This is a genomic window from Streptomyces sp. NPDC003247 (assembly GCF_042888135.1).
GTDB lineage: Bacteria > Actinomycetota > Actinomycetes > Streptomycetales > Streptomycetaceae > Streptomyces.
Genome location: NZ_JBIAPF010000006.1, coordinates 588,094 through 610,885, shown reverse-complemented (window position 1 = coordinate 610,885; position 22,792 = coordinate 588,094). Strand labels below are relative to the sequence as shown.

Here is a 22,792-nt window from a genome sequence, read left to right as displayed (position 1 = left end):
CGCATGGGAGAGTCCTTCCGCCAGGGCCGAGCAGCTGGCGTCTCGTCAGCTGAACCGACTCGGGCCCCGACGTGATCCACCGTCAGCCAGCACCCGGACCGCCACCACTCCAGGCGCTCAGGTGGGTGAACACCGTTCCGCTGCACGGCGGAGAGCCGCTCCGCGTCGGGAATCCGCCGCCACGTGCCTCCGCCGACGGTCCATCAGAACGGGCGCCGCCCGGCCGGCCGGAGCCGCCCTCCCGGGGCCACGCCGGCCGCGGCGCGCGGTCGCCGATGCGCGCCGGGACGACGGTGCTTCCGCCGCCCGGCGGTCGCCCCGCGATCCCGCCCAGCGGTCGCCCCGCCATCCCGTACACCTCGTACGTAAGTCGCCCCGCCACCCCGTGCGCGGTAGCCCGGACCCCGTGCAGGTAGTCGACGTGATTGGCCCCGGCCCGCGTGGTTACTCCGTTCCCGTGAACGACGACAGGCGTTCGCTCCGGTGACCGGTTCGGCCGGCGCCGGCGGCCCGGTCGGTTAACCCGCCCGTCGCGCGTGGCGTGCGCGGTCCGCCCGGCCGACGGAGGGTGGGGAGAGGTGTGCCCCGCGAGGACGGTCCGACCGTTCTATGCGTCGTGCGAACGCCTGTCGCACAGCGGGCTGTGCGGGAAGTCGGCAGTTTTACGTACGCGTCCGCGGCCGAGTGGCCCAGGACGCCGAGGAGGACATGGATGAGCGAGCCCAATCCGGTGAAGAAGGCGGTGCGGAAGGTGGCGGAGAGCGTGCGGGGAGACGGGCAGGGGCCGGAAGAGGGTGTCCCCGGCAAGCCGGCGCCCGAGTCGCCGTCCGTCGCCGAGCCGACGGAGCCCCGCGAGCCGCTGCCGCCGAAGCCGGACCAGACCGGCCCCGACACCGTGTCGCCGACGGGGCAGCCGACGGGCGCCGAGCAGGCGCGGATGGCGCAGTCCGGCAGCTACCTGACCAACGCCCAGGGCACCCGGCTGTACGACACCGACCACTCGCTCAAGGCCGGGCCGCGCGGTCCCGTGCTGTTGCAGGACCACCACCTGCGCGAGAAGATCATGCACTTCGACCACGAGCGCATCCCGGAGCGCGTGGTCCACGCCCGCGGCGCGGCGGCGCACGGCGTCTTCCGCAGCTACGGCACGGCCGCGGCCGTGACGAAGGCGGCGTTCCTCGCGGAGGACGAGGAGACGCCGGTGTTCGTGCGCTTCTCGACGGTGCTGGGGTCGCGGGGCTCGTCCGACACCGTGCGTGACACCCGCGGCTTCGCGACGAAGTTCTACACCAGCGAGGGCGTCTTCGACCTGGTCGGCAACAACATCCCCGTCTTCTTCATCCAGGACGCGATCAAGTTCCCCGACGTCATCCACGCCGGCAAACCGCACCCGGACCGGGAGATCCCGCAGGCGCAGAGCGCCCACGACACGTTCTGGGACTTCGTCACCCTGCACACCGAGGCCACCCACCACACCCTGTGGAACATGTCCGACCGGGGCATCCCCCGCTCGTTCCGGACGATGGAGGGCTTCGGCGTCCACACGTTTCGCCTGGTCAACGCCGAGGGCGCCACGACGCTGGTGAAGTTCCACTGGAAGCCCAAGCTGGGCGTGCACTCCCTGGTGTGGGAGGAGGCGCAGATCATCAACGGCGTCGACCCCGACTTCCACCGCCGGGACCTCGCCGACGCCATCGAGGCGGGTGCGTACCCCCAGTGGGAGCTGGGCATCCAGACGTTCCCCGACACCCCGGAGCAGACCTTCGAGGGCATCGACCTGCTGGACCCGACCAACATCGTGCCCGAGGAGCTCGCCCCGGTACAGCCGATCGGCCTGCTCACCCTCGACCGCAACCCCTCGAACTTCTTCGCCGAGACGGAACAGGTCGCCTTCCACGTCGGCCACCTCGTCCCCGGCATCGACATCACCGACGACCCGCTGCTGGCGGGACGTCTCTTCTCCTACCTGGACACCCAGATCACGCGGCTGGGCGGCCCCAACTTCCCGCAGCTCCCCATCAACCGGCCGCACGCGCCCGTCAACGACATGCTCCGCGACGGCATGCACCAGACCGCCGTCCACCGGGGCGTCGCCCCGTACCGCCCCAACTCGCTGGACGGCGGCTGCCCCTTCACCGCCGGCGCGGACACGGGCGCCTTCATCGAGACGCCGGTGCGGATCCCGGAGGCCACCAAGGTGCGCGAGGCCCCCGAGTCGTTCGACGACCACTTCAGCCAGCCCCGGCGCTTCTGGCTGAGCATGAGCCCCGTGGAGCGCGAGCACATCATCGGCGCCTACACCTTCGAGCTCGGCAAGTGCTACGAGCAGGCGATCAAGGAGCGGGCCCTGGAGGTCCTCGCCAACATCGACCCGCAGCTGTGCGAGCAGGTCGCGAACGGCCTCGGCCTGCCGGCGCCGAAGCCCACCGTGCCCCTCGCGGACGTCGAGCCCAGCCCGGCACTGTCCCAGGTCGGCCGCGCCTGGCCCACCGACGGCCGCGTCATCGGGATCGTCACCGGCGCGGACGGCGACCTCGACGGCGTGAACGCCGTGCGCGAGGCCGTGCTGGGAGCGGGGATGGTCCCCCTCGTCGTCGCGCCGACCGGAGGCAAGCTCGGTGCGGACGGCGGTGCGCTGACGGTCCAGCGCACGTACGCCACCGCCCGGTCGGTCGAGTTCGACGGCCTGCTGGTCGTCGGCACCCCCGCCGCGGGCAGCGACGCGTTCGGCGCCCGTGACGCCAAGGCCGCCCCGGCCCCCGGCGGACCGGACACCGTCGATCCCCGGGTCGCCCTGCTCCTGGCGGAGGCCTTCCGGCACGGCAAGGCCATCGGCGCCTGGGCGGGCGGCGCGGCCGCCCTCGAAGCGGCCGGCGTGCCCACCGGCGCGCCCGGTGTCGTCGTCGCCGACAGCGGCACCGGCGCGCTCGAACAGCTGACCGGCCTGCTCGGCTCGCACCGGGTCTGGGAACGGTTCCCCACCACCGTCTGAGACGGACGGCCGCCGCTTCCCCCGGTGCCCCGGCCCCGGGAGGAGTGCTGTGATCACCGGGCCCCGGCGGGCTGAGCCGCCGGGGCCCGACGCGGCACCGGGGCATCCGGCGCGCGGGCCGGTACGGAAGTACGCAAGTACGGCGGTACGACGGGTACGGAAGTATGCAAGTGCGGCGGTGCGGCAGTACGGCAGTACGGCGTGCACGGGAGCACGACGCCTACGGGGGTACGACGCCTACGGGGGACGACGCCCACGGCGGACGCGAGTCGAGGAGGCAGGGACGTGACGGAGCCCGGGAACACGGAGGCCGGGGAGACGGAGGCCGGCCGGGAGGGCTCCACGCGCGGGCTCCCGGACCGGCTCTCCGCCGCCCTGGCCGCCTTCGGCACCGGCGCCTACCTCGTGGACGACAAGGGCTGCATCGTCGCCGTCAACGCGGCGGCCGAGCGCCTGCTGGCCCGCCCCGCCGCGGAGCTCCTGGGACACGACGCGCACGATCTGCTCCACCGCACCTCCCGAGGGGAGCCGATGGCGAGGTCCCAGTGCGGCATGCGGCCGATGTTCCACGCCGGCGGGACGGCCCAGGCCGAGCAGGACTGGTTCGAACGGGGGGACGGCTCCCTGCTGTCCATCTCCTGGACGATCGCCCCGTACGACCTCGGCGGCGGACAGCGGGGCACCTTGGTGCTCTTCCACCCGTCCGACGGCGCCCGCACCGCAGGGGACCGGGCCGACGAATCCCTGCCGCCGTTCGAACGCCTGGCCCTCCTGGCCGAGACCACCACCCGGCTCACCTCCACCCTCGACGTCGACGAGGCGCTGGACCGCCTGGTCGCGCTGGTGCTGCCCCGGCTCGCGGACTGGGCCGTCGTCGACCTGATCACCGAGCGCGACGAGGTGCGGCGGGCCGTCGTCGTCCACCACGAGGAGGGAGCCCTGGTGACCCACGAGGAACTCCAGGGGCCGATGCCGCCCGTGCCCGAGGAGTCCCCGATGCCGCTCTCCCGGGCGCTGCGCGGGGTCGCCTCCGCCCTGGCCGGTCCCCGCACCTACCAGGGCCCGCCCGACTCCGGCATCGCCGTCGAACAGCGCCGGCTGTTCGAGGCCACCGGCATCCACTCGGCGGTCATCGCCCCCATCCGCAGCACCCGCGAGGTGCTGGGGGCGCTCACCCTGGGCCGCTCCGAGAGACCGGCCGGGTTCACGACCGCCGACGTCGCGCTGCTGGAGGACATCGCGCGCCGCACCGGCCTCGCCGTGGACAACGCACGCCTCTACCAGCGGCAGCGCGCGGTCGCCGAGACGATGCAACGCCATCTGCTGCCCCAGATGCCGGGGGTACCGGGCGTGGAGATGACCGTCCGTTACCTGCCCGCGCCCGACGCGTCCCATGTCGGGGGCGACTGGTACGACGCCTTTACCCTGTCCGACGGCGCCACCGCCCTGGCCGTCGGCGACGTCGTCGGACACGACCTGGACGCCGCCGCCGGCATGGCCCAGGTGCGCAACATGCTCCGCGCCTACGCCTGGTCCCAGGAGGAACCGCCCAGCCGTATCGTCGAACGGCTGGACGACGCGGTCATGCACATCACCGACGTCCCCATGGCCACCATGATCTTCGCCCGGATGGCCGAAGGGAGCGGCGGGCGGTACGAGCTGTCGTGGACCAACGCCGGCCATCCGCCCCCGCTCCTGGTCACCCGCTCCGGCCTGGCCCGCTACCTCACCGACGGACACGACATCCTCCTGGGCACCGGTGCCCGCCGCAGCCGCCCGGACGCGACGCTCACGCTGCCGCCCGGCTCCACCCTCGTGCTGTACACCGACGGACTGATCGAGTCCCCCCGCCGCTCCCTCGACGAGGGGCTCGACCGGCTCCGCCGGCACGCCGCCTCCCTGGCGCACCGGCCCCTGGAGTCCTTCACCGACCGCCTGCTGGAGCGCGCCCGGCCGGCCGACAACGACGACGACGTCGCCGTCCTCGCCCTGCGCACGCCGCCTCAGGCCCGGGAGGACGCGGCGGGCGGCCGCTGACGTCGCCCGGACACCGCAGGGGCCCCGGCCGCCCGTCCGGCCCCGGCCGGGCCGCAGGCGCCCGGCTCAGGCCGGCCCGGGGGGCCGGTCGGGGGCGGCCGGATGGATGCCGGGGCCCCTGCGGTGTCCGGCCAGGGGCGTGGGGGAGAGGTCGGTGGGCTCCTCGCCCGCCTCCAGCAGGGTGTCCGCGACGCCCACGATCAGGGGGTCGGGCTTGCCCATGGCCTCGTGGTCCTTCGCCGGGTAGTCGCAGCGGTCGAGGAGGCTGCGCATCGCCTCCAGCCTGCCCCGCCGCTTGTCGTTGTTCTTGACCACCGTCCACGGGGCGTGCGGTGTGTCGGTGGCGCGGAACATGTCGACCTTGGCGGCCGTGTAGTCGTCCCACCGGTCGAGCGAGGCCACGTCGGTGGGGGAGAGCTTCCAGCGGCGCACGGGGTCGACCTGGCGGATGGCGAACCGGGTGCGCTGCTCCGCCTGGGACACGGAGAACCAGAACTTCACCAGCAGGATGCCGTCGTCGGTGAGGAGCCGCTCGAAGAGCGGGGCCTGGGCGAGGAAGGTGCGGTACTCCTCCTCCGTGCAGAACCCCATCACGCGTTCGACGCCGGCCCGGTTGTACCAGGAGCGGTCGAAGAAGACGATCTCGCCGCGGGCCGGCAGATGCGCCACGTAGCGCTGGAAGTACCACTGGCCCGCCTCCCGCTCGGTCGGCTTCTCCAGCGCCACGACGCGGGCGCCGCGCGGGTTGAGCCGTTCGGTGAAGCGCTGGATGGTGCCGCCCTTGCCGGCCGCGTCACGGCCCTCGCAGAGCACGACGATCCGCTGACCGGTCTCCTTCACCCAGCGCTGCATCTTGAGCAGCTCGATCTGGAGGATGCGCTTGGTCCGCTCGTACTCGGGCCGGCGCATCTTCCGGTCGTAGGGGTAGTTCTCCCGCCACGTCCGCACGGGGTGTCCGTCGGCGTCGAGCAGGATCGGCTTCTCGGGCCGGCGCTCGTCCACGCTCAGGCCGTCGAGCAGCCTGTCCGGCTCCCCGTCGTCGTCGTGCCGGCCGGCGGCTTCCCGGCCCTGTGGTGTCTCGGCCATCTCCCCATCGTCTCCTCGGCCAGTGCTGACGGTCGCCCGCGACGCGCGCCGGAGTGCGGCTAGAAGGGCATGCGGCCGCGCGCCCGCCGTCCCGCGGAGCCGCTGCGTCCGACCGCTCGGGAGCTGGAGCTGAACGGCTTGCTGAACAGCCGCCCCAGCGGGCCGGGCGCCTTCGCTCCGGCCCGCGACCCGGCGCCCAGGGTGCGCTGCGCGCCGTTCTGCGGATGGCGCGAGAGGCGGGGCAGGAAGAAGGCCAGCACGGCCAGGACGACACAGGCGGCGATGATGATTCCGATGATCATCGGGATCTCCCGGGGGGTCGGCGGAAGGGCACGTTCTCGGTTCCTGTTGACCGCGTGCCCCCTCCCCCCGTCCGGACACGCGCGGTCGCTTCCGACTTGACACGGGGGTGCCGTCTTCGGGGTGACTTTCCTGCCTCGGCCGGGTCGAGATCCGCACCGGGCGGCTCCGCCCCGCTCCCGCCCGGGGACCTGTCGGGGCATGAACCATCACGACGACGGCCCCGACCCCGCCCACCGCCGTCCCCCGGGGGTCAGCCGGACCACGGTGGAGGCGCTCGGTTCCCTGTCGAAGGCCCTGGAGACCACCGAGCGGGCCCGCGGCCACCTGTACGCCTTCCACCAGCTGACGGGCGGCGCGGACCTGGAGCTGGACCGGACGGTGGCCCTGCTGCGCGAGGCCGGTCACACCGAGTGGGCCGACCGGGTGCAGCGCGAGATCCTGGGCCGCAACGTCATCCCCGGGCACTGGACCTTCCAGATCGTCGAGGCCTACAACGGCACCTACTACGAACCGTTCAGGGACCTGGAACGGCAGGCCCTCGCCGACCTGGCGGAGGGCCGCGACCACCTGTACGAGGCCGAGATGAAGGAGGCCCGCCGGACCGCGGGCCACCCCGACCACACCGCCGGACCCGACTGACCGAGGCCCGTGACACGGGCGCGCCGGGGCACGCCGGCGGGCCGGGTGCTCAGTCCACCGTGTAGCAGCGGATCACCTTCGAGATCCGCGCCGCCGTCGCCCCGAGCCTGCACGTCGGCCACGGAGCCGGCGAGCGCACCGAGTTCACGCCGATCACCGGCGGCACCGTGCGCGGCCCCCGTCTGAACGGCACCGTCCTGCCCGGGGGCGGCGACTGGTCCAGCACCCACGAAGGGCCGACCCGGCGAGCGACACCGAACGGAGCGTCCCGATGACCTTCTCCCCGTCCCTCACCCACGCCTTCCAGCCCTGGCGGGGGACGCTGTCGAGCAGTTCACGGGTGTACGGGTGACGCGGCGCCCGCAGGACGGCCTCGGCCGGACCGCGTGCGACGACACCGCCGTGCCGCATGACCAGTACGTCGTCGCAGACGTGCCGGACCACGCCGAGGTCGTGGGTGATGAACAGGTAGGCCACGCCGGTGCGTTCGCGGATGCGGGCCGGCAGGGTGATGCTCTGGGCCTGCACGGAGACGTCCAGGGCGGCCACCGCCTCGTCGAGGACCAGGACCCGCGGGCGGACCGCCAGGGCGCGGGCGAGCGCGGCGCGCTGGCGCTGCCCCCGGACGGTCCGTAGCGTCCGCGCGCCCGCACCGTCCGCGCGTCCGCAACGACGTCCGCCCGCCCGCAACGTCGGCGCGCCGGCGACGTCTGCCTGCTCGCGGCGTCCGCACCGACCGCGCCTCCCCGCGCCCGTCACCCCGCCCAGTCCGACGCCTCGCCCAGAAGGTGGCGTACCGCCTCCAGGGCCGGGCCGCGGTCGTCGGGTACCAGCCCGATGCGGGTGCGCCGGTCGAGCAGGTCGGCCTCGTCGAGGGCCCCTTCGTGGCGGACCGCCCAGAGGAGTTCGGCCCCGGTGACGGGGTGGCCCGGCAGGACGGGCGCGGCGAGGCGCGGGTCCCGGGCGCCGAGCGCCTGGACGGCGCCGGCCTCGGTGCCGTAGCGCCGGACGAGACGGCGCGGCGCGGGGATCGTGCGCAGGAGCCGGGCGGGAGCCGCGCCGACCAGCGGCAGGGCGCCCGTGCGGCAGGGGGCCGCGGTGAGGCGGCCCGCCGCGACCGCCGCGTCGACGGCGTCCTCGGCCATCCGCCGGTACGTGGTGAGCTTGCCGCCGACCACCGTGACCACACCGTCGCCCCCGGCGACGACCGCGTGCCGCCGGGAGAGGTCGGCGGTCCCGCCGCCGCCCCCGCCGGGGGCGGTGTCCAGCAGGGGGCGCAGCCCGGCGAAGGCGCCGGCCACGTCCGACCGGTGGACCGGGACGTCCAGCACGGAGCCGAGGACGTCGAGGAGGAAGCCGATGTCCGTCTCGGGAACGGCCGGGACGTCGGGGAGGTCGCCGTCGACGGGCTCGTCGGTGAGGCCGACGTAGACACGGCCGTCGCCCTGGGGGAGGACGAGGACGAAGCGGTTGGTCTCGCCGGGGACCGGGATGTGCAGGCCGGCGGGGAGCGCGCCGAGGCGCTCGGAGCGCAGGACGAGGTGGGTGCCCCGGGACGGCCGGACCCGGATGCCGTCGACCAGCCGGCCCGCCCAGACGCCGGAGGCGTTGATCACCGTACGGGCGCGGATCTCGCCCTCCTCGCCGGTGAGTTCGTCGCGGACCAGGGCGCCGGAGCCGGTCAGCCGCAGGGCCCTGACCCGGGTGAGGATCCGTGCGCCGTGGCCGGCGGCGGTGCGGGCGAGGGCGGTCACCAGGCGAGCGTCGTCGGTGACCTTGCCGTCCCAGGACAGCAGTCCGCCGCGCAGCCCCCCGGCGCGTACGGCCGGCGCCAGGACGCGGGCTTCCGCCGCGGCGAGCCGGCGGGGCGCGGGCAGCGTGGCCCGGGAGGTGCGGGCCGCCAGACGCAGTGCGTCCCCGGCCCGGAAACCGGCCCAGGCCAGGGCGGCCTGGCCGCGGGAGACCAGCGGGGTGAGGGGCAGGACGAAGGGCTCGGCGCGCACCAGGTGCGGGGCGGTGCGCTCCATGAGCAGTCCGCGCTCCACCGCGCTCTCGTGGGCGACGTCGAACTGCGCGGACGCGAGGTAGCGCAGCCCGCCGTGGATCAGCTTGGAGCTCCAGCGGGAGGTGCCGAAGGCGAGGTCGTGGGCGTCGACGGCGGCGACGGTCAGTCCCCGGGCGGCCGCGTCGAGGGCGGCTCCGGCGCCGGTCGCGCCCAGCCCGACGACCAGGACGTCCACCACCGGACCGCCCACGGCGGCGGCCAGTTCGCGCGAGCGCCGGGCGGCCGACAGCGACGAGGCGGCGGCCGGCGGGGCGGGTGCGGCGGTGCTGCCGGTGCGGCTCATGGCGTCAGCGTCCTCTCCAGGATGGTCCGCAGCTCCGTGAGGAAGGCGGCGGAGTCGAGCTCCGGGTCGTCCTCGTCGGTCATGGTCCGCAGCGACAGGGTGAACGACTGGACCACCAGGAGCAGGGAGCGGGCCTGCCGCTCCGGGTGACCGGGCCGTACCGAGCCGTCGGCGTGGCCCTCCCGCAGGCCGTCGGCGAGCAGCTCCAGCAGCGCCTCCTGGCTGGCCCCGCGCCGGTCGAGGACGTAGGGGAGGAGCAGCTCGGGATCGACGTCGACGATCTTGCGGAAGAGCGGATGGGCGCGGAAGGCGGCCACCCCCGCCACCAGGCCGTCCACCAGCAGCGCCCGGGCCGGCGTGCCCGGGCGGCGCTCCGGCAGGGCGGCCGTGGCCACGCCGATCCACTCACGGGTCATCAGATCGCCGACCAGGGACCGGACATCGGGCCAGCGCCGGTAGAGGGTCATCCGTGAGACCCCCGCCCGGCGGGCCACGTCGGTGAGGGTCGTACGGCGGACCCCGACGGCCAGGACGCAGTCGCGGACCGCGTCGAGCACCGCGTCGCCGTCCGACTGGTTGTGACGAATAGGCGTCATGTGTCACAGTGTAACGCCCGGTGGGGCCGTGCCGAGACGGCGTCCCGCACACCGACCTGGAGGACGACACCGATGGACATGCTGTGGAGCGGCTGGGGCGACCCCGCCGCGGCGACGCCGCTCCCCGACCCGGTGACCGGGCTGCTGCGCGACCTGCTGGGCGTCACGCCGCGCGGCACCGGACCGGTCGCCCTGGAGGAGATCGACGTCCCCGCCTCCCCGCTCGGCGCCGAGGCGCGCCGCGCCCTGCTGTCCGCCGTCGGCGGGCAGGCGGAGCACGTACGCACCGACGCCGAGTCCCGCATCCGGCACACGCGCGGCAAGTCCACCTCCGACCTGCTGCGGATCCGGGGCGGCGAGGTCGACGACATCCCGGCGGCCGTGGTGCTCCCGGCCGGGCACGACGAGGTCCTCGCCGTCCTGCGGGCGTGTGCCGCACACGGTCTGACGGCGGTGCCGTTCGGCGGCGGCACCTCCGTCGTCGGCGGCCTCGCGCCCGCCCGGCGCGGCGCCGTCGTCGCCCTCGACCTGCGCCGCCTGAACGCCCTGCTCGCCGTCGACCCGGTCTCGCGGACCGCCACCCTCCAGGCCGGACTGCGCGCCCCGCACGCCGAGGCGCTGCTGGCCGGACACGGCTTCACGCTCGGCCACTTCCCCCAGTCCTACGAGTGGGCCACCCTCGGCGGGTTCGCCGCCACCCGCTCCAGCGGACAGGCCTCCGCCGGCTACGGCCGGTTCGACGACATGGTGCTGGGGCTGACCCTCGCCACCCCCGAGGGCACCGTCGAGACGGGCCGCGCCCCGCGCTCGGCCGCCGGCCCGGACCTGCGCCAGCTGCTGCTCGGCTCGGAGGGCGCGTTCGGCGTGATCACCTCCGTCACCGTGCGCGTCCGCCCCGTCCCCCCGGCCCGCCGCTACGAGGGCTGGCGCTTCCCGTCCTTCCAGGAGGGCGCCGACGCGCTGCGCCGGCTGGCCCAGGACGGGCCCCGGCCGACGGTGCTGCGCCTGTCCGACGAGACCGAGACCCTCGTCGGCCTGGCCCGGCCCGACGCCATCGGCTCCGCCGCCGCGCGGGAGAACGCGGGATGCCTGGCCGTGGTGGGCTTCGAGGGCACCGAGGAGGACACCGCCCACCGCCGCGACCGGGCGGCGGCGGTGCTGCACGAGGCCGGCGGAGCGCCGCTGGGGGAGGAGCCGGGCGAGCACTGGGCGCGCGGCCGCTACTCCGCCCCGTACCTGAGGGACGCGCTGCTCGACGCCGGCGCCCTCGCCGAGACCCTGGAGACCGCCGCCTTCTGGTCCCGCCTGCCGGAGCTGTACGCCGCCGTCCGGAACGCCCTGACCTCGACCCTGACCGACGCGGGCACCCCGCCCCTGGTCATGTGCCACATCTCGCACGTCTACGAGAACGGCGCCTCCCTGTACTTCACCGTCGTCAGCGCCCAGGGCGACGATCCCCTCGCCCACTGGACCCGCGCCAAGCACGCCGCCAACGACGCGATCCTCGCCGCGGGCGGCACCATCAGCCACCACCACGGCGTGGGCGCCGACCACCGCGACTGGTACGCGCGGGAGGCCGGCCCCCTCGCGGTCGACGCCCTGCGCGCCGTCAAACGACGGCTGGACCCGGCCGGAGTGCTCAACCCCGGAGTCCTGCTGCCCGCGGACTGACAGCCGCCCACCGCCCCCACCACGCGCGCCCCTCACCGCCCGCCCGCCGACAGCCCGGAGGCCCCCGATGCGACAGTTCACCGCCGTCGTCAACCCCACCGCAGGCGGAGCCACGGGCGCGGCGGCGCTCCTCGCCGTGGCCCGGCTGCTGCGCGGGGCGGGCGCCGAACTCGACACCGTCTACAGCCGCAGCCTCGCGCACGCCCGGGACCTCGCGCGGGAGGCCGGTGACCGCGGCCGGGTGGTGCTGGCGGTCGGCGGGGACGGCATCGCGGGCGCGATCGGCGGAGCCCTCAGCGGGACCGGCGCGGTCCTGGGCCTCGTACCGGCAGGGCGCGGCAACGACTTCGCCCGGGCCCTGCGCCTGCCCACCGGGGCGGATGCCCTGGCCCGCGTGCTGCTCGACGCCGAGCCGCGGCCCGTCGACACCATCGAGGTGCGCTCCGCGGCGCACGACCGCACCGTCGTCCTCGGCAGCGTCTACGCGGGCGTCGACGCGCTCGCCAACCGCCACGCCAACCACGCCCGACTCCTGCGGGGCGCCGCCGCCTACTACGCCGGAGGGCTGCGCGCGGTCGGCACCTGGCGCCCGGCCCGGTACCGGGTGACGGTCGACGGCGTGGAGCACGCGCACCGCGGATACACGGTCGTGGCCGCCAATTCCGGCTTCTACGGCTCGGGCCGCGTGATCGCCCCCGACGCCAGGGTCGACGACGGCCTGCTGGAGGTCGTCATGATCCGGCACGCCCCGCGGCGCCTGTTCTTCGCCCTGATGAACGAACTCAAGTCGGGCACCCACGTCCGCCGCCCCGAGGTGAGCGTCCTGCGCGGGGCGCGGGTCCGCATCGAGGCCGACCGCCCCGTGCCCTACGGCGCCGACGGCGAGGTCGAGGCCGACCTGCCCGTCACCGCCACCGTGCTGCCCGGCGCCCTGCGGACGCTGTACTGAGCGCACCGCCCGCCACCGGCGCGGAGGCGTCAGCGGCGCGCTGGGGGCTGCCACTCCAGCAGCAGGATCGTGGCGTCGTCGCGGAGATCGCTGCCCTGGGAGTCGAGGATGGAGTGGATGAGCCGGCGCAGGGTCTCCGGCCCCGGCTCGCCGGTGGCCGTGGCGCGGATGACGTAGTCGGCGAAGCGCTCCAGGCCCATCAGGGAGCCGTCGTGCATCCGGGCCTCCGTCACCCCGTCCGTGTACAGCAGCACCCGGTCGCCGGGGTCGAGCTGGATGTCCTGGGTGAGGCGGGGCCGCGTCAGCAGGTTCACCAGCCCCATCGGCGGTTCCGCCTCGCCCGTCATGGCATCGGCGAGGAGCTGCTGATCGCGGATCAACAGAGGCGGGGGATGACCGCAGTTGGCCCACCGCAGCACGCCGGTGCGCAGGTCGAGCTGGGTGAGGACCGCCGTGCAGAACTGGTCCGGCAGCCACTGCGCCAGTGCGTCGTCCACGTTCTCCACCAGCCCCGGCAGGTCCACTCCGGTACGGCGCGCGTTGCGGCAGGCGGCCAGCGCCACCGCGGTGGTCAGCCCCGACGCCAGGTTGTGGCCCATCGCGTCGAAGACGGAGGCGTGCAGCGTGGTCTCGGTCAGCGAGTGGTCGAAGGCGTCGCCGCCGAGTGCGTAGGCGGGTTCCAGGACCGCCGTCGACACGGCGCCGGCGTTGCCGATGGTGCGCGGCGGGAGGAAGGCCCGCAGCATCTCCGACGGCAGCTCCATGCGCTCGGTGCGGGTCCGCCGGACGAAGGTGTCCTTGTACGTCCGCCGCGAGGTGATCATCATGGCGAGGAGCCCGGCCAGCGCCTTGCCGCGGACCAGCGTGGCGGCGGTGAGCGCCGGGGTGTGGACGGCCAGTACGCCCAGCCGCTCCGCCCCGTCCAGCAGGGGGACCCAGGCGGTGACGACGTCCTCGCCCTCGGACTCCTGTACGCGCAGTGACTCGGTGCGGTAGGCCCACCCGGCCAGCGAGCCGTCGACGGGCAGTGTGGACGACACGTCGGTGAGCGGCACGAGGTGACGCTGCTGGAGATCGGAGAGGTAGACCACGCAGTGGTGCAGTCCCAGCGCCTTGGCGCACCGCGCGACCGCCGTGGACAGGTCGACGGTCAGATTCCGCCGGTCGGCGAGGAACTCCTCCAGTGGTTCCTCCCGAGGCTGAGCCGACACGCCGTCACCACCTCGCCTCCGGGTCATCCCGACAGCAGTCTCACATCGCACCCGTCCGCGCGCACGCCCGGTGGGCCGTCCGGGGCGGCGCCCGCCACTCGGCGCGGGCCCCGGTGACCACCACTCGGTCGAGGACGCGTGCACCGGTGCGTCAGGGCCCGCCCGAGCCGATGGCGCGGGCGGGCCCTGACGGGGGTGAGGCGCTACTTGACCGAGCGGACGAGCTGGACGGCTCCGGCGCCCAGTGCGGCGGCGATCCCGCCGAAGAGGAACAGCGCGCCGTAGTTGCCGCCTCCGCCGATCGCCAGGAAGGCGGGGGCGACGATCGGGACGAGGGACTGGGGGAGCGCGTTGCCGATGTTCAGCACGCCCATGTCCTTCGCGGACTCCTCGGGGTTGGGCAGCACCGCGGCGGCGAGCGCCATGTCGACGGCGAGGTAGAGCCCCTGGCCGAATCCGAAGACGGCCAGGGAGACGGCGTACAGGGTGAAGGACTGCGCGGTGGCGAGCAGGGCCAGGCTGATGCCCATGACGAGGGACGAGCCCAGCACGTAGGGCTTGCGCCGGCCGGAGCGGTCGGAGAGCTGGCCGCCGAGGACGGAGCCCACGATGGTGGCGGCGACCATGACGACGGTGCCGACGAGCACCTTGTCGGTGACGGCGTCCGCGTCGTAGCCGAGGCGGTCCATCAGGAAGTACACCTGGTAGCTCGTGACGCAGGAGGCGCCGGTGAAGACCAGGAAGCGGCCGGCGAAGTTCCAGGCGAAGTCGGGGTGCCGGCGCGGGTTGACCCAGAAGCTGCGCAGGAAGGTCCGCACCGTGTAGGGCGCGAAGGCGCCGGGGCGGGCGGGCCGGTCCTTGATCGTCACGGCGAGCAGGACGACGGTGGCGAGGCCGATGGCGCCGGGCACCAGGAAGGCCAGGGCGAGCGCGTCGCTGAAGACCTGGGCGAGGACCGTGCCGGCGACCATGGCCAGGGAGATGGTGAGGCCGATGACGCCCGAGACACGGGCCTGCTGCCGGGGCGGGATCAGGTCCGGGACGCAGGACGTCAGCGCGGCCAGGCAGGCGTTGATGCCGAGCTGGGCGACCGCCCAGCCGAGCATCAGCAGGGGAACGCTGCTGCCGGCGGCGACTATCGTGAGACCCACCAGTCCGGCGGCCATGCCGCCCACCAGCCACGGGCGCCGGCGCCCGAAGCGGCTGGTGGTGCGGTCCGACAGGGCGCCGAAGACCGGGTTGCCGAGCATCGCCAGCAGCGCGCCCAGGGAGAGGACCTGGCCGAGGGCGGTGCCGCGGTCGGCCTCGGGGACGATCTGGCTGACCCGGAGGGCGAGGGTCACCATGACCGGGGTGAGGACGGCGACGTAGGCGCCGAACTGGGCCAGTGCCAGGGCGAGCACCAGCCGTGCGGGCGCTGGGGTCTCGTCGTCGCCCGGCCGAGCCGCGGAGGGATCGGCGGGGGAGACGGAGGGGCCGTCGGCCGGGGCCGGTGTGGCGCCGAGCGGGGCGTCATGGCTCATGGTCATGGCGGTTCTCCATGGGGACGGGGCGGCGCCGTCGCCGCTCCGCCATAGGGAAACAGGAAAACCGAGTAGGTAGTAGGTTTCTCGCGCGTGGCTTGAATCACCCTGCACGGGGCTTGAAACATTCGGCCCGCCGACTCGTGTAACCGTCGGTCACCCCACGGGCGCCGGAACAGGCTCCGCCCCGCCGGGGAGACGCGGTCCGACCTGCTGGGAAGCGGCTGAGGGCGGGCTGTGGACACCCGGACGCCAGGCCCTAGGGTGACGGGCATGCACACAGAGAGCAGGAGGGGCGCCGACCGGGCGGTTCGCGGGTCGTACGCCGTGGGGGACGAGCGGCGACTGCGCATCCTGGACACCGCCGTCGAGCACTTCGCCCAGCGGGGGTTCCACGCCTCCTCCCTCGCCAGGATCGCCAAGGACGCCGGCCTCACCCAGGGCGGGCTGCTGCACCACTTCCGCAGCAAGGAGGACCTTCTGGTGCAGGTCCTGGAGCGCGCCGAGCAGCACGACAAGGAGCGGTTCTTCGCCCGGCCGTCCGAGTCGGCCGCCGCCCATTACCGGACCCTGCTGCACCTGGTCGCCCACAACGCCGCCCGCCCCGGCCGCACCCGTATGTTCAACCTCCTCGCCGCCGAGGCGGGCGACCCCGCGCATCCGGCCCACGCGTACTTCCACCGCCGTTACGCCGAGCTCGCCTCGATGGCGTCGGACACGCTCCGGCGGGCCGTCGCACAGGGCGAGCTGAAGCCCGACGTCGACATCCCCGCCGTGATCGACGAGACCGTCGCGGTGATGGACGGGCTCCAGCTCCGCTGGGCGCTCGCACCCCGGGACTTCGACATGGCGGACCGGTTCCGTGCCTACGCCGACCGTCTGCTGCGCGCGATCACCCGTGCGGGGACCGGACTGCCGGCCACGTAGGGAAGGGCCTGCCGCGGCGCCTGGAAGGAAGGGGGGTGGTGCGGTCCGCCGTTCCGCAGGCACGGTTCGCGGCGGACGGGGAAGCCGGTCCGTCATGGAGGCAAAGACACGCACCCGGCTGTGCGGCCTCGTCCTGCTCCCGCCGGCCCTCGCCCTGATGACGGCGTGCGGAGGCGGCGACCCGGACGGAACCGCCCCGCCCGCCGCGGCGGAAGGCGCCGACGGCCCGGACGGAACCGTCCCCCTCGCCGTGGCGGAAGGCGCCGACGGATCGCCGCCGGCCTTTCTCGTCACGACGGAGAACGGACTGCGCCTGCGGCCCGCGGAGGGCGAACGGCTCGCCGTGGACCGGCGCGTCGACCGCCGCGTCACCCACCGGGACGGCACCTGGGTCGTGGACCTGTCCTGCGCCGCCGACGGGGACCGGAAGGGGCGGGCCGAGGGGGAGGAGGCCTGTCCCCGGATGCCGGAGGTCGACGTCCCGGCCGGCGCGGTGGTCACCGTCCTCGCCCGCAACGCCGGTGTCGAGGCGGTGGGCGTCGACGCCGAGCTGGATCTGAGCACGGTCAACGGCGACGTCACCGTGGCCGGTTCAGGACGCGACGACGCCCGACTGCGGCTGGCCACGCGCAACGGCTCGGTCGCCGCCACGGCCGTCCGGGGCTTCGAGGTGCACGCCCACACCGTCAACGGCGACGTGACACTCGGGTGCGCCTACGCGCCGGACACCGTCGGCGCGTCCACCACCAACGGCTCGGTCGGCGTCTCGGTGCCCGCCGACGCCCCCGCCTACCGGGTCACCGCCAGGACCGCCAACGGCCGTCCGTCCGTGACCGTCCCGACCGGCGGCGCCGCCGAGGGGCGCAGCATGACCCTCACCACCGTCAACGGCGATGTGACGGCCGCCCGCGAGTGAATCCCGCCGCGGCGGTCGCCCGGAGGCGACCGCCGCCGGTGACGCCCGGCACGCCCGGTCCCGTCCCGGCCCCGCTCGCCCGGTGCGCGGGGACGCGGGACAGGCCGACCCGGGCCCGCCGTCCGGCGGCCGGCCCTCGCGGGGGGAGGCGGGGCGTGCCCCGGAGCGGGGGCGGGGCGTCTCCCGGCGGGGCGTCCGGCCCGGGAGACGCCCTGTGCCTCAGGCGCAGGACCAGGCGTTCATGCCCTGGAGGGCCGCCAGGCGCCGGGCCACGGCGATCTGTTCCCGCTTCGTCGCCAGGTCCGCGCGGGGCGCGTACTTGAGCCCACCGGCCGCGACCCAGCTGGACTGCGTGAACTGGAGGCCGCCGTAATGGCCGTTGCCCGTGTTCGCGTGCCAGTCGCCGCCCGACTCGCAGCGCGCGATGGCGTTCCAGTCGGCGTCCGCGGGCGCGGCCGCTCGGGCGCAGGGCGCCGAGAGGACCAGCAGGGTGGCGAGCGGCAGCGTCAGCCCCAGCGCCGAGCGGGCAGCCTTCAGCGGTCCGCGGTCGTGACGCCGCCCGCGTTCGATGAGTGAAGTCATATCGACTGACAGTAAGCACGGAGTCGCGGCGGGGGCGCCCCGACACTCCCGCGGCCGGAGAGTCCCCCCGTCGGCGGTGCCGCGAGCGGCCGGGCGGGTGACGGTGCTCGCCGTCCGGGGGCGAGGAGGCCGGTGGTCCCTCACCGGCGGCCGGGTGGTCCCCGTCGGTCCCCCCGGTCCGCTGGCCGTCGGTCACCCCGGTCCGCTGGCCGTCGGTCACCCGGGTCCGCTGGCCGTCGGTCACCCCGCTCCGGTGCCCGTCGGTCACCCGGGTCCGGTGGCCGAGGTGGCCTGTCGGGCGCCGAAGGTCCGCCGCTCCCCCCAGGGGTCGAAGGTCCGTCGGTCCGCCTCCCCGTGGAGCCGAAGGCCCGTCGTCACTCCCCGGCGGTCGACGGGTCCGGGGGTGCGCCCCAGGGCATCTCCAGCACGGCCCGCAGTTCCGCGACGGACCGTTCGCCTATTCGCTCGGCCAGGACGCGCTCCAGCCCTTCCAGGACGCCCGTCGCCCGCTCATGGGCGCGCCGGCCCTTCGGTGTGCGGCGGATCAGCACCTGGCGCGCCGACGCGGGGTGCGGGGCCTGCTCCAGCAGGCCCATGGCGATCAGGGTGTGCGCGGTCTTGTGCGCGGTCTGCCGGGTGACCCCCATGCGCCGCGCCAGCTCGGACACCGTCGTGCCCCGCTCGTCCAGGGCGGCGAACAGCTGCAACTGGGTCGACGACACCTGCTCCGCCCCGGCCGCCTCCAGGGCCGCGAGCAGGGCGTCCTCCAACCATCTGCGTGCCTCGCCCAGCAGTTGCGGCAGGCTGCGGCGTCCGGCGTCCATGAGCTCCTCGGCATCGGAAGGGGAAGGGGAAAGGAAAACGTCAGCGAAGTCTTGCACATCCCCCGACTCGTATGTCAGCCTCACTGACATTCGAGCCGAATCGAGGAGACCCATGACCTTCGAGTACGCGACGCCCTACCGCCGTGCCTCGCAGATTCCCCCAGAGCCGGGCAAGCCGTACTTCATCGAGCGGGGCATGGGTGACCGTGCCCACCTGTTCACGGACCTGTTCACCGTCTACGCGGGCGGCGAGCAGACGGAGAACACGTTCAACTTCTTCACCTGTGAGGGCCCCAAGGGCGACATCATCCCGGCCCACTCCCACCCGGACACCTACGAGGTCTTCTTCATCACGGACGGCGCGGTGCGGCTGTTCGTGGAGGACCTGGAGGGCGAGCAGTACGAGAAGCTGCTGACGGCCGGCGACTTCGGTTTCGTACCGAAGAACTGCCCGCACGCCTACCGCATCGAGCGCCACCACAGCCGGATCGTCGGTGTGGCCGCGGGCCCGGGTGGCACGTTCGAGCGGTTCTTCGAGAACCTCGGCACGCCCACCGAGGAGCTGGGCCTGCCCCAGAAGCCGTACGTCCCCGAGCCGCAGAAGTTCGGCACCGTGCCCCAGCGGTACGACGTGAACTTCCTCCCCGGCCACAAGTGGCGCACCCATGAGTCGTGAGCCGGACCTGCGGTCCCTGATCGCGGCGCCCCACCCCGACGAGGCCCCGCTGCCGCCCGCCGCGGTCCTCGCCGACGGCGTCCGCCTCCTGCGCGGGGTCCCCTACGCGGACGTTCCGGGTGTCCGCCCGCCGGAGCTGGACCTGTGGCTGCCGGCGGAACGCCCCGGCGGGCCGCCCTCGCCCCTGGTGCTCTTCGTGCACGGTGGCGGCTGGCGCCGGGGCCGGCGCGAGGAGATGGGGTACCGGATGCGCCAGTGGGAGCCCGGCCCGTTCGCCAGGCTCGCCGCCGCGGGCCTGGCGGTCGCCTCCGTGGACTACCGGCTCAGCGGCGAGGCGGTCTTCCCCGCCCAGCTGGACGACCTGGCCGGCGCCCTGCGCTGGCTCGTCCGGCGCGCCCCCGAACTCGGTACGGACACCGGCCGCACCGTGGTGTGGGGCGAGTCGGCCGGCGGGCACCTCGCGTCGATGCTCGCCCTGACCGCGGACGCGCCGCCGGTGCGCGGTGCCGTCGCCTGGTACGCGCCGAGCGACCTCACCCGGTACGGCGACGACCCCCGCACCCCCGAGGCGCTCCTGCTCGGCGGGGCCCCCGCCGACGTGCCCGACCGCGCGCGGGAGGCCAGTCCCGTCACCCACGTGGGCCCGGGCGCTCCGCCCTTCTTCCTGGTGCACGGCGAGAAGGACTCCATGGTCGACTGCGACCACAGCCGTCTGCTCGCCGCCCGCCTCGAAGAGGCCGGGGTCCCGGTGGACCTGTGGACGGTCCCGGGCGCGGACCACGTCTGGTACGGGCTGTCCGACGACGAGGTCGAGGACGTCTTCGGCCGCACCCTGAGCTGGATCCAGCGGCTCGTCGGGTGAACCACGGCCCCGTCCACGCCCCGTCGGCGCCCGCCGGCACCGGGCGTGGACGGGGGACCACGACGCACCCGCCCTCCCCCCGGAGGGCACGGAGGGCACGGAGGGCACGGAGGGTCCGGCGGGTCCGGCGGGTCCGGCCGGCCGCCGTCCGTGGGACGGGCGGAGCCGCGCGGCCGCCCGCACGACTCCGCGCGGGCCGGTCAGAAGCCGTACGCCGCGGCGGGCAGCCCGAGCGGTGCCGGCGGCATCTGCGTCCAGATCGTCTTGCCGGTCGACGTGTAGCGCGTTCCCCAGTGCTCGGTCATCTGCGCCACGAGGAACAGGCCCCTGCCCCCTTCGTCCTCCGTGGCGGCCCTGCGCAGGTGGGGGGAGGTGTGGCCACCGTCCGACACCTCGACGATCAGCCCCCGGTCCCTGATCAGCCGCAGGCGGACGGGGGCGCCGCCGTACCTGATCGCGTTGGTGACCAGTTCGCTGACGACGAGTTCGAGGACGAACGACGTCTCGTCCGGCAGGCCCCACCGGGCGAGCTGGTCCCGGGCCAATGACCGGGCCCGGGCCACCTCTTCCGAGTCGGCGGGTATGTCCCACGTCACCACCAGGTCCTCGGCCAGCGCGTGCACGCGCACGAGCAGCAGGGCCGCGTCGTCCTCGGGCGACCGGGACAGCAACGCACCGACGACCCCGTCGCAGGCTTGTTGCAGAGGGCCGTACCCGACCTGGGACAGTGTGGCGCACAGGGCGCTGATGCCGGTGTCGATGTCCCGTCGGCGGCTTTCGACGAGCCCGTTGGTGAAGAGAGCCAGCACGCTGCCCTCGGACAGGTCGAACTCGGTGCTCTCGAAGGGGAGGCCGCCCAGGCCCAGCGGTGGTCCGGAGGGAAGGCTCATGAGCTCCGTGCGGCCGTCGGCCGTGACGAGTGCCGGGGGCGGATGACCTGCCCGCGCCATGACGCAGTGCCGGGAGACGGCGTCGTAGACGGCGTAGAGGCAGGTCACGCCCAGCGCCTGGTCCTCGTGCGCGAGGTCCGCCGAGGGCGGTGCCCCGGCGCGGGCTACGAGGTCGTCGAGGCGGGCGAGCAGTTCGCCGGGCTCCAGGTCGAGTGCCGCCAGGGCGGCGACCGTGGTGCGTAGACGGCCCATGGTGGCCGCGGCCCCCAGGCCGTGCCCCGCCACGTCCCCCACGACGAGTCCCACCCGGGCGCCGGAGAGCGGAATCACGTCGTACCAGTCCCCACCGACGCCGGCCGGTCCCTCCGCGGGCAGGTAACGGTGGGCGATCTCCACTCCTGTCGGCCGGGGCAGACCGTGCGGCAGCAGGTCGCGTTGCAGCGTCAGCGCGGTGGCGTGTTCGCGCGCGTAGCGGCGCGCGTTGTCCAGGCACACCGCGGTGCGGGAGACCAGCTCCCCGGCGACCGCCATGTCGTCGGCGTCGAAGGGACCGCGCGGCGCGGTCCGTACGAGGACGGCCACGCCGAGAACGACGCCTCGCGCCGTCAGCGGTACGACGAGCGCGCCGGTCGCGGGGTCGACGAGCGACGCGGCGTCCGACAGACAGCGCAGGCGCGTGCCGTCCACGGCGTCCGCGACACCGCCTGCCGCCTCGTCGCACGCGCGATGCGCCACGCGCCGCAGCTCCGGGGCGGTGCCGAGGCCGACGGAAGGCGGCTCCTGGCCGCTCAGCACGGGCTCCAGCACCTCCACGGTGATGGCGTCCGCGAACTCGGGAACGACCAGCTCCGCCAGGTCCTCGCCCGTACGCCGGATGTCCAGGGTCGTGCCGATGCCCCCGCTCGCCCGGCTCAGCAGGGACAGGCGCCCCCGGGCCGCGTAGCGGTCGGTGATGTCGAGGCCGACCTCGCACACCCCGATCGCCCGTCCGGCGTCGTCGTGCAGACGGAAGTAGGACAGTGACCAGAAGCGCTGACGGTGCGGATCGAGGCGGGTGGTGCTCTGGAAGCGGACGTCGGTCACCGGCTGTCCGGTACGCAGGACGTCCCGGATGGGCTGCTCGACATCCCGCAGGACCCGGCCCTCCGGGGAGAGCAGGACCCCTTCCGGAAGGATCTCCGGCACGCGCAGGCCCGCGGTCTCCTCCAGGCTGATGCCGAACTCCGTCTCGATGGCGTCGTTGATCCACTGCACCCGGGCGTCGGTGTCGTAGACGACCAGCATCACCGGTGACTGGTGGTAGAGCCCGGCCAGCACGGCCCGGTCGACGGTGCGCCGGTGCAGCCGTCCCACGTCCATCGCCACCATCAGCCACAGGTCCCGGGGGAGCGGGCCGAGGCTGAGCGCGACCGGCAGGGCACGGCCGTCACGGTGGCGCAGCGACCGGATCCCGTACGCCCCGGTCGGGCCCGGCGCCTCCCGGCCGTCGACCGCACGCGGCGTGACCCGGGTGAGGTCCTGTCCGAGGACGTCGTCGGCGGTCCGTCCCAGCACCTCCTCCGGCCGGTACCCCAGCAGGGCCTCCGCTTCGGGGCTCCAGCCGACGAACCGGAAGCGGGCGTCCAGTACGGCCGTCGCCCGCCCGGTCAGGAGGGAGCCGGGTCCGAGACCGTGGTCAGGCCCTTGGCCGGGGCGGTGGGAGCTCGCGTGACCTGTCATCGCCGGCTCTCGAGTGTGATCGGAAGGCCCTCGACCAGTTC

Annotated in this window: 19 protein-coding genes and 1 pseudogene; 10 read left to right on the top strand and 10 right to left on the bottom strand. The window is 74.6% G+C overall.

The window, feature by feature from the left end:
• Positions 1 to 712: 712 nt before the first annotated feature.
• Together ACFYWQ_RS23475 and ACFYWQ_RS23470 are read left to right on the top strand one after the other, a co-directional pair.
• Entirely contained in the window at positions 713 to 2,992 is a 2,280-nt protein-coding gene (locus tag ACFYWQ_RS23475; protein ID WP_389518819.1) for a catalase, read from the top strand.
• Between the two features lie 285 nt (positions 2,993 to 3,277).
• Entirely contained in the window at positions 3,278 to 5,029 is a 1,752-nt protein-coding gene (locus ACFYWQ_RS23470; protein WP_389518818.1) for a SpoIIE family protein phosphatase, read from the top strand.
• A 66-nt stretch (positions 5,030 to 5,095) separates the two neighbouring features.
• Here the strand turns inward: ACFYWQ_RS23470 and ppk2 are convergent, their stop codons facing one another.
• Together ppk2 and ACFYWQ_RS23460 are read right to left on the bottom strand one after the other, a co-directional pair.
• Positions 5,096 to 6,115, bottom strand: a complete 1,020-nt coding sequence (gene ppk2, locus ACFYWQ_RS23465; RefSeq protein WP_389518817.1) for a polyphosphate kinase 2 — start codon at positions 6,113 to 6,115, stop codon at positions 5,096 to 5,098.
• A 59-nt stretch (positions 6,116 to 6,174) separates the two neighbouring features.
• Positions 6,175 to 6,417: a DUF6411 family protein gene (locus tag ACFYWQ_RS23460; protein WP_389518816.1), complete on the bottom strand. Its 243-nt coding sequence runs from the start codon at positions 6,415 to 6,417 to the stop codon at positions 6,175 to 6,177.
• 199 nt (positions 6,418 to 6,616) lie between these two features.
• Between ACFYWQ_RS23460 and ACFYWQ_RS23455 the strand changes: the two genes are divergently transcribed.
• Both ACFYWQ_RS23455 and ACFYWQ_RS23450 read left to right on the top strand, forming a co-directional pair.
• The gene (locus ACFYWQ_RS23455; protein WP_389518815.1) at positions 6,617 to 7,057 is read left to right on the top strand and encodes a hypothetical protein; all 441 of its coding nucleotides are present in this window, start codon (positions 6,617 to 6,619) and stop codon (positions 7,055 to 7,057) included.
• A 71-nt stretch (positions 7,058 to 7,128) separates the two neighbouring features.
• The gene (locus tag ACFYWQ_RS23450; protein WP_389518835.1) at positions 7,129 to 7,332 is read left to right on the top strand and encodes a DUF3237 family protein; all 204 of its coding nucleotides are present in this window, start codon (positions 7,129 to 7,131) and stop codon (positions 7,330 to 7,332) included.
• Between the two features lie 43 nt (positions 7,333 to 7,375).
• On the opposite strand, the pseudogene ACFYWQ_RS23445 reads toward ACFYWQ_RS23450, so the two are convergent.
• The 3 genes and pseudogenes from ACFYWQ_RS23445 to ACFYWQ_RS23435 form a co-directional block, all read right to left on the bottom strand.
• Positions 7,376 to 7,468 (bottom strand): annotated as a pseudogene (locus ACFYWQ_RS23445) (ABC transporter ATP-binding protein); the annotation flags it as partial.
• 344 nt (positions 7,469 to 7,812) lie between these two features.
• Positions 7,813 to 9,405: a glycerol-3-phosphate dehydrogenase/oxidase gene (locus ACFYWQ_RS23440; protein ID WP_389518814.1), complete on the bottom strand. Its 1,593-nt coding sequence runs from the start codon at positions 9,403 to 9,405 to the stop codon at positions 7,813 to 7,815.
• Positions 9,402 to 10,001 carry a TetR/AcrR family transcriptional regulator gene (locus tag ACFYWQ_RS23435; protein ID WP_389518813.1) on the bottom strand — a complete coding sequence of 200 codons (600 nt, stop codon included), beginning with the start codon at positions 9,999 to 10,001 and terminating at the stop codon, positions 9,402 to 9,404. Before ACFYWQ_RS23435 ends, ACFYWQ_RS23440 begins: the two co-directional genes overlap by 4 nt.
• 72 nt (positions 10,002 to 10,073) lie before the next feature.
• Here ACFYWQ_RS23435 and ACFYWQ_RS23430 point away from each other — a divergent pair, with 72 nt between their 5' ends.
• Positions 10,074 to 11,672: an FAD-binding oxidoreductase gene (locus tag ACFYWQ_RS23430; protein WP_389518812.1), complete on the top strand. Its 1,599-nt coding sequence runs from the start codon at positions 10,074 to 10,076 to the stop codon at positions 11,670 to 11,672.
• Positions 11,673 to 11,739: 67 nt separating this feature from the next.
• Positions 11,740 to 12,621, top strand: coding sequence for a diacylglycerol kinase family protein (locus tag ACFYWQ_RS23425; protein ID WP_389518811.1), 882 nt, complete (start codon positions 11,740 to 11,742; stop codon positions 12,619 to 12,621).
• A gap of 29 nt (positions 12,622 to 12,650) precedes the next feature.
• Here ACFYWQ_RS23425 and ACFYWQ_RS23420 read toward each other — a convergent pair whose 3' ends face one another.
• Both ACFYWQ_RS23420 and ACFYWQ_RS23415 read right to left on the bottom strand, forming a co-directional pair.
• Positions 12,651 to 13,859: a PP2C family protein-serine/threonine phosphatase gene (locus ACFYWQ_RS23420; RefSeq protein ID WP_389518810.1), complete on the bottom strand. Its 1,209-nt coding sequence runs from the start codon at positions 13,857 to 13,859 to the stop codon at positions 12,651 to 12,653.
• 176 nt (positions 13,860 to 14,035) lie between these two features.
• On the bottom strand, positions 14,036 to 15,361 hold the full coding sequence (locus tag ACFYWQ_RS23415) for an MFS transporter (RefSeq protein WP_389518809.1): 1,326 nt from the start codon (positions 15,359 to 15,361) through the stop codon (positions 14,036 to 14,038).
• A gap of 267 nt (positions 15,362 to 15,628) precedes the next feature.
• Here ACFYWQ_RS23415 and ACFYWQ_RS23410 point away from each other — a divergent pair, with 267 nt between their 5' ends.
• Positions 15,629 to 16,282 (top strand): TetR family transcriptional regulator, encoded by a 654-nt coding sequence (locus tag ACFYWQ_RS23410; RefSeq protein WP_389518808.1) that lies wholly within the window; start codon positions 15,629 to 15,631, stop codon positions 16,280 to 16,282.
• A gap of 94 nt (positions 16,283 to 16,376) precedes the next feature.
• A complete protein-coding gene (locus ACFYWQ_RS23405) occupies positions 16,377 to 17,198 on the top strand; it encodes a DUF4097 family beta strand repeat-containing protein (RefSeq protein ID WP_389518807.1) in 822 nt (273 codons plus the stop codon).
• 219 nt (positions 17,199 to 17,417) lie between these two features.
• Here ACFYWQ_RS23405 and ACFYWQ_RS23400 read toward each other — a convergent pair whose 3' ends face one another.
• Both ACFYWQ_RS23400 and ACFYWQ_RS23395 read right to left on the bottom strand, forming a co-directional pair.
• Positions 17,418 to 17,780, bottom strand: a complete 363-nt coding sequence (locus tag ACFYWQ_RS23400) for a transglycosylase family protein (protein ID WP_389518806.1) — start codon at positions 17,778 to 17,780, stop codon at positions 17,418 to 17,420.
• A gap of 374 nt (positions 17,781 to 18,154) precedes the next feature.
• Positions 18,155 to 18,604: a MarR family winged helix-turn-helix transcriptional regulator gene (locus tag ACFYWQ_RS23395; RefSeq protein WP_389518805.1), complete on the bottom strand. Its 450-nt coding sequence runs from the start codon at positions 18,602 to 18,604 to the stop codon at positions 18,155 to 18,157.
• Between the two features lie 112 nt (positions 18,605 to 18,716).
• Between ACFYWQ_RS23395 and ACFYWQ_RS23390 the strand changes: the two genes are divergently transcribed.
• Positions 18,717 to 19,280, top strand: a complete 564-nt coding sequence (locus ACFYWQ_RS23390; protein ID WP_389518804.1) for a quercetin 2,3-dioxygenase — start codon at positions 18,717 to 18,719, stop codon at positions 19,278 to 19,280.
• The gene (locus ACFYWQ_RS23385) at positions 19,270 to 20,142 is read left to right on the top strand and encodes an alpha/beta hydrolase fold domain-containing protein (RefSeq protein ID WP_389518803.1); all 873 of its coding nucleotides are present in this window, start codon (positions 19,270 to 19,272) and stop codon (positions 20,140 to 20,142) included. The genes ACFYWQ_RS23390 and ACFYWQ_RS23385 overlap by 11 nt, the downstream gene beginning before the upstream one ends.
• A 200-nt stretch (positions 20,143 to 20,342) precedes the next feature.
• On the opposite strand, the gene ACFYWQ_RS23380 is transcribed toward ACFYWQ_RS23385, so the two are convergent.
• Entirely contained in the window at positions 20,343 to 22,751 is a 2,409-nt protein-coding gene (locus ACFYWQ_RS23380; protein WP_389518802.1) for a SpoIIE family protein phosphatase, read from the bottom strand.
• Positions 22,752 to 22,792 lie beyond the last annotated feature (41 nt).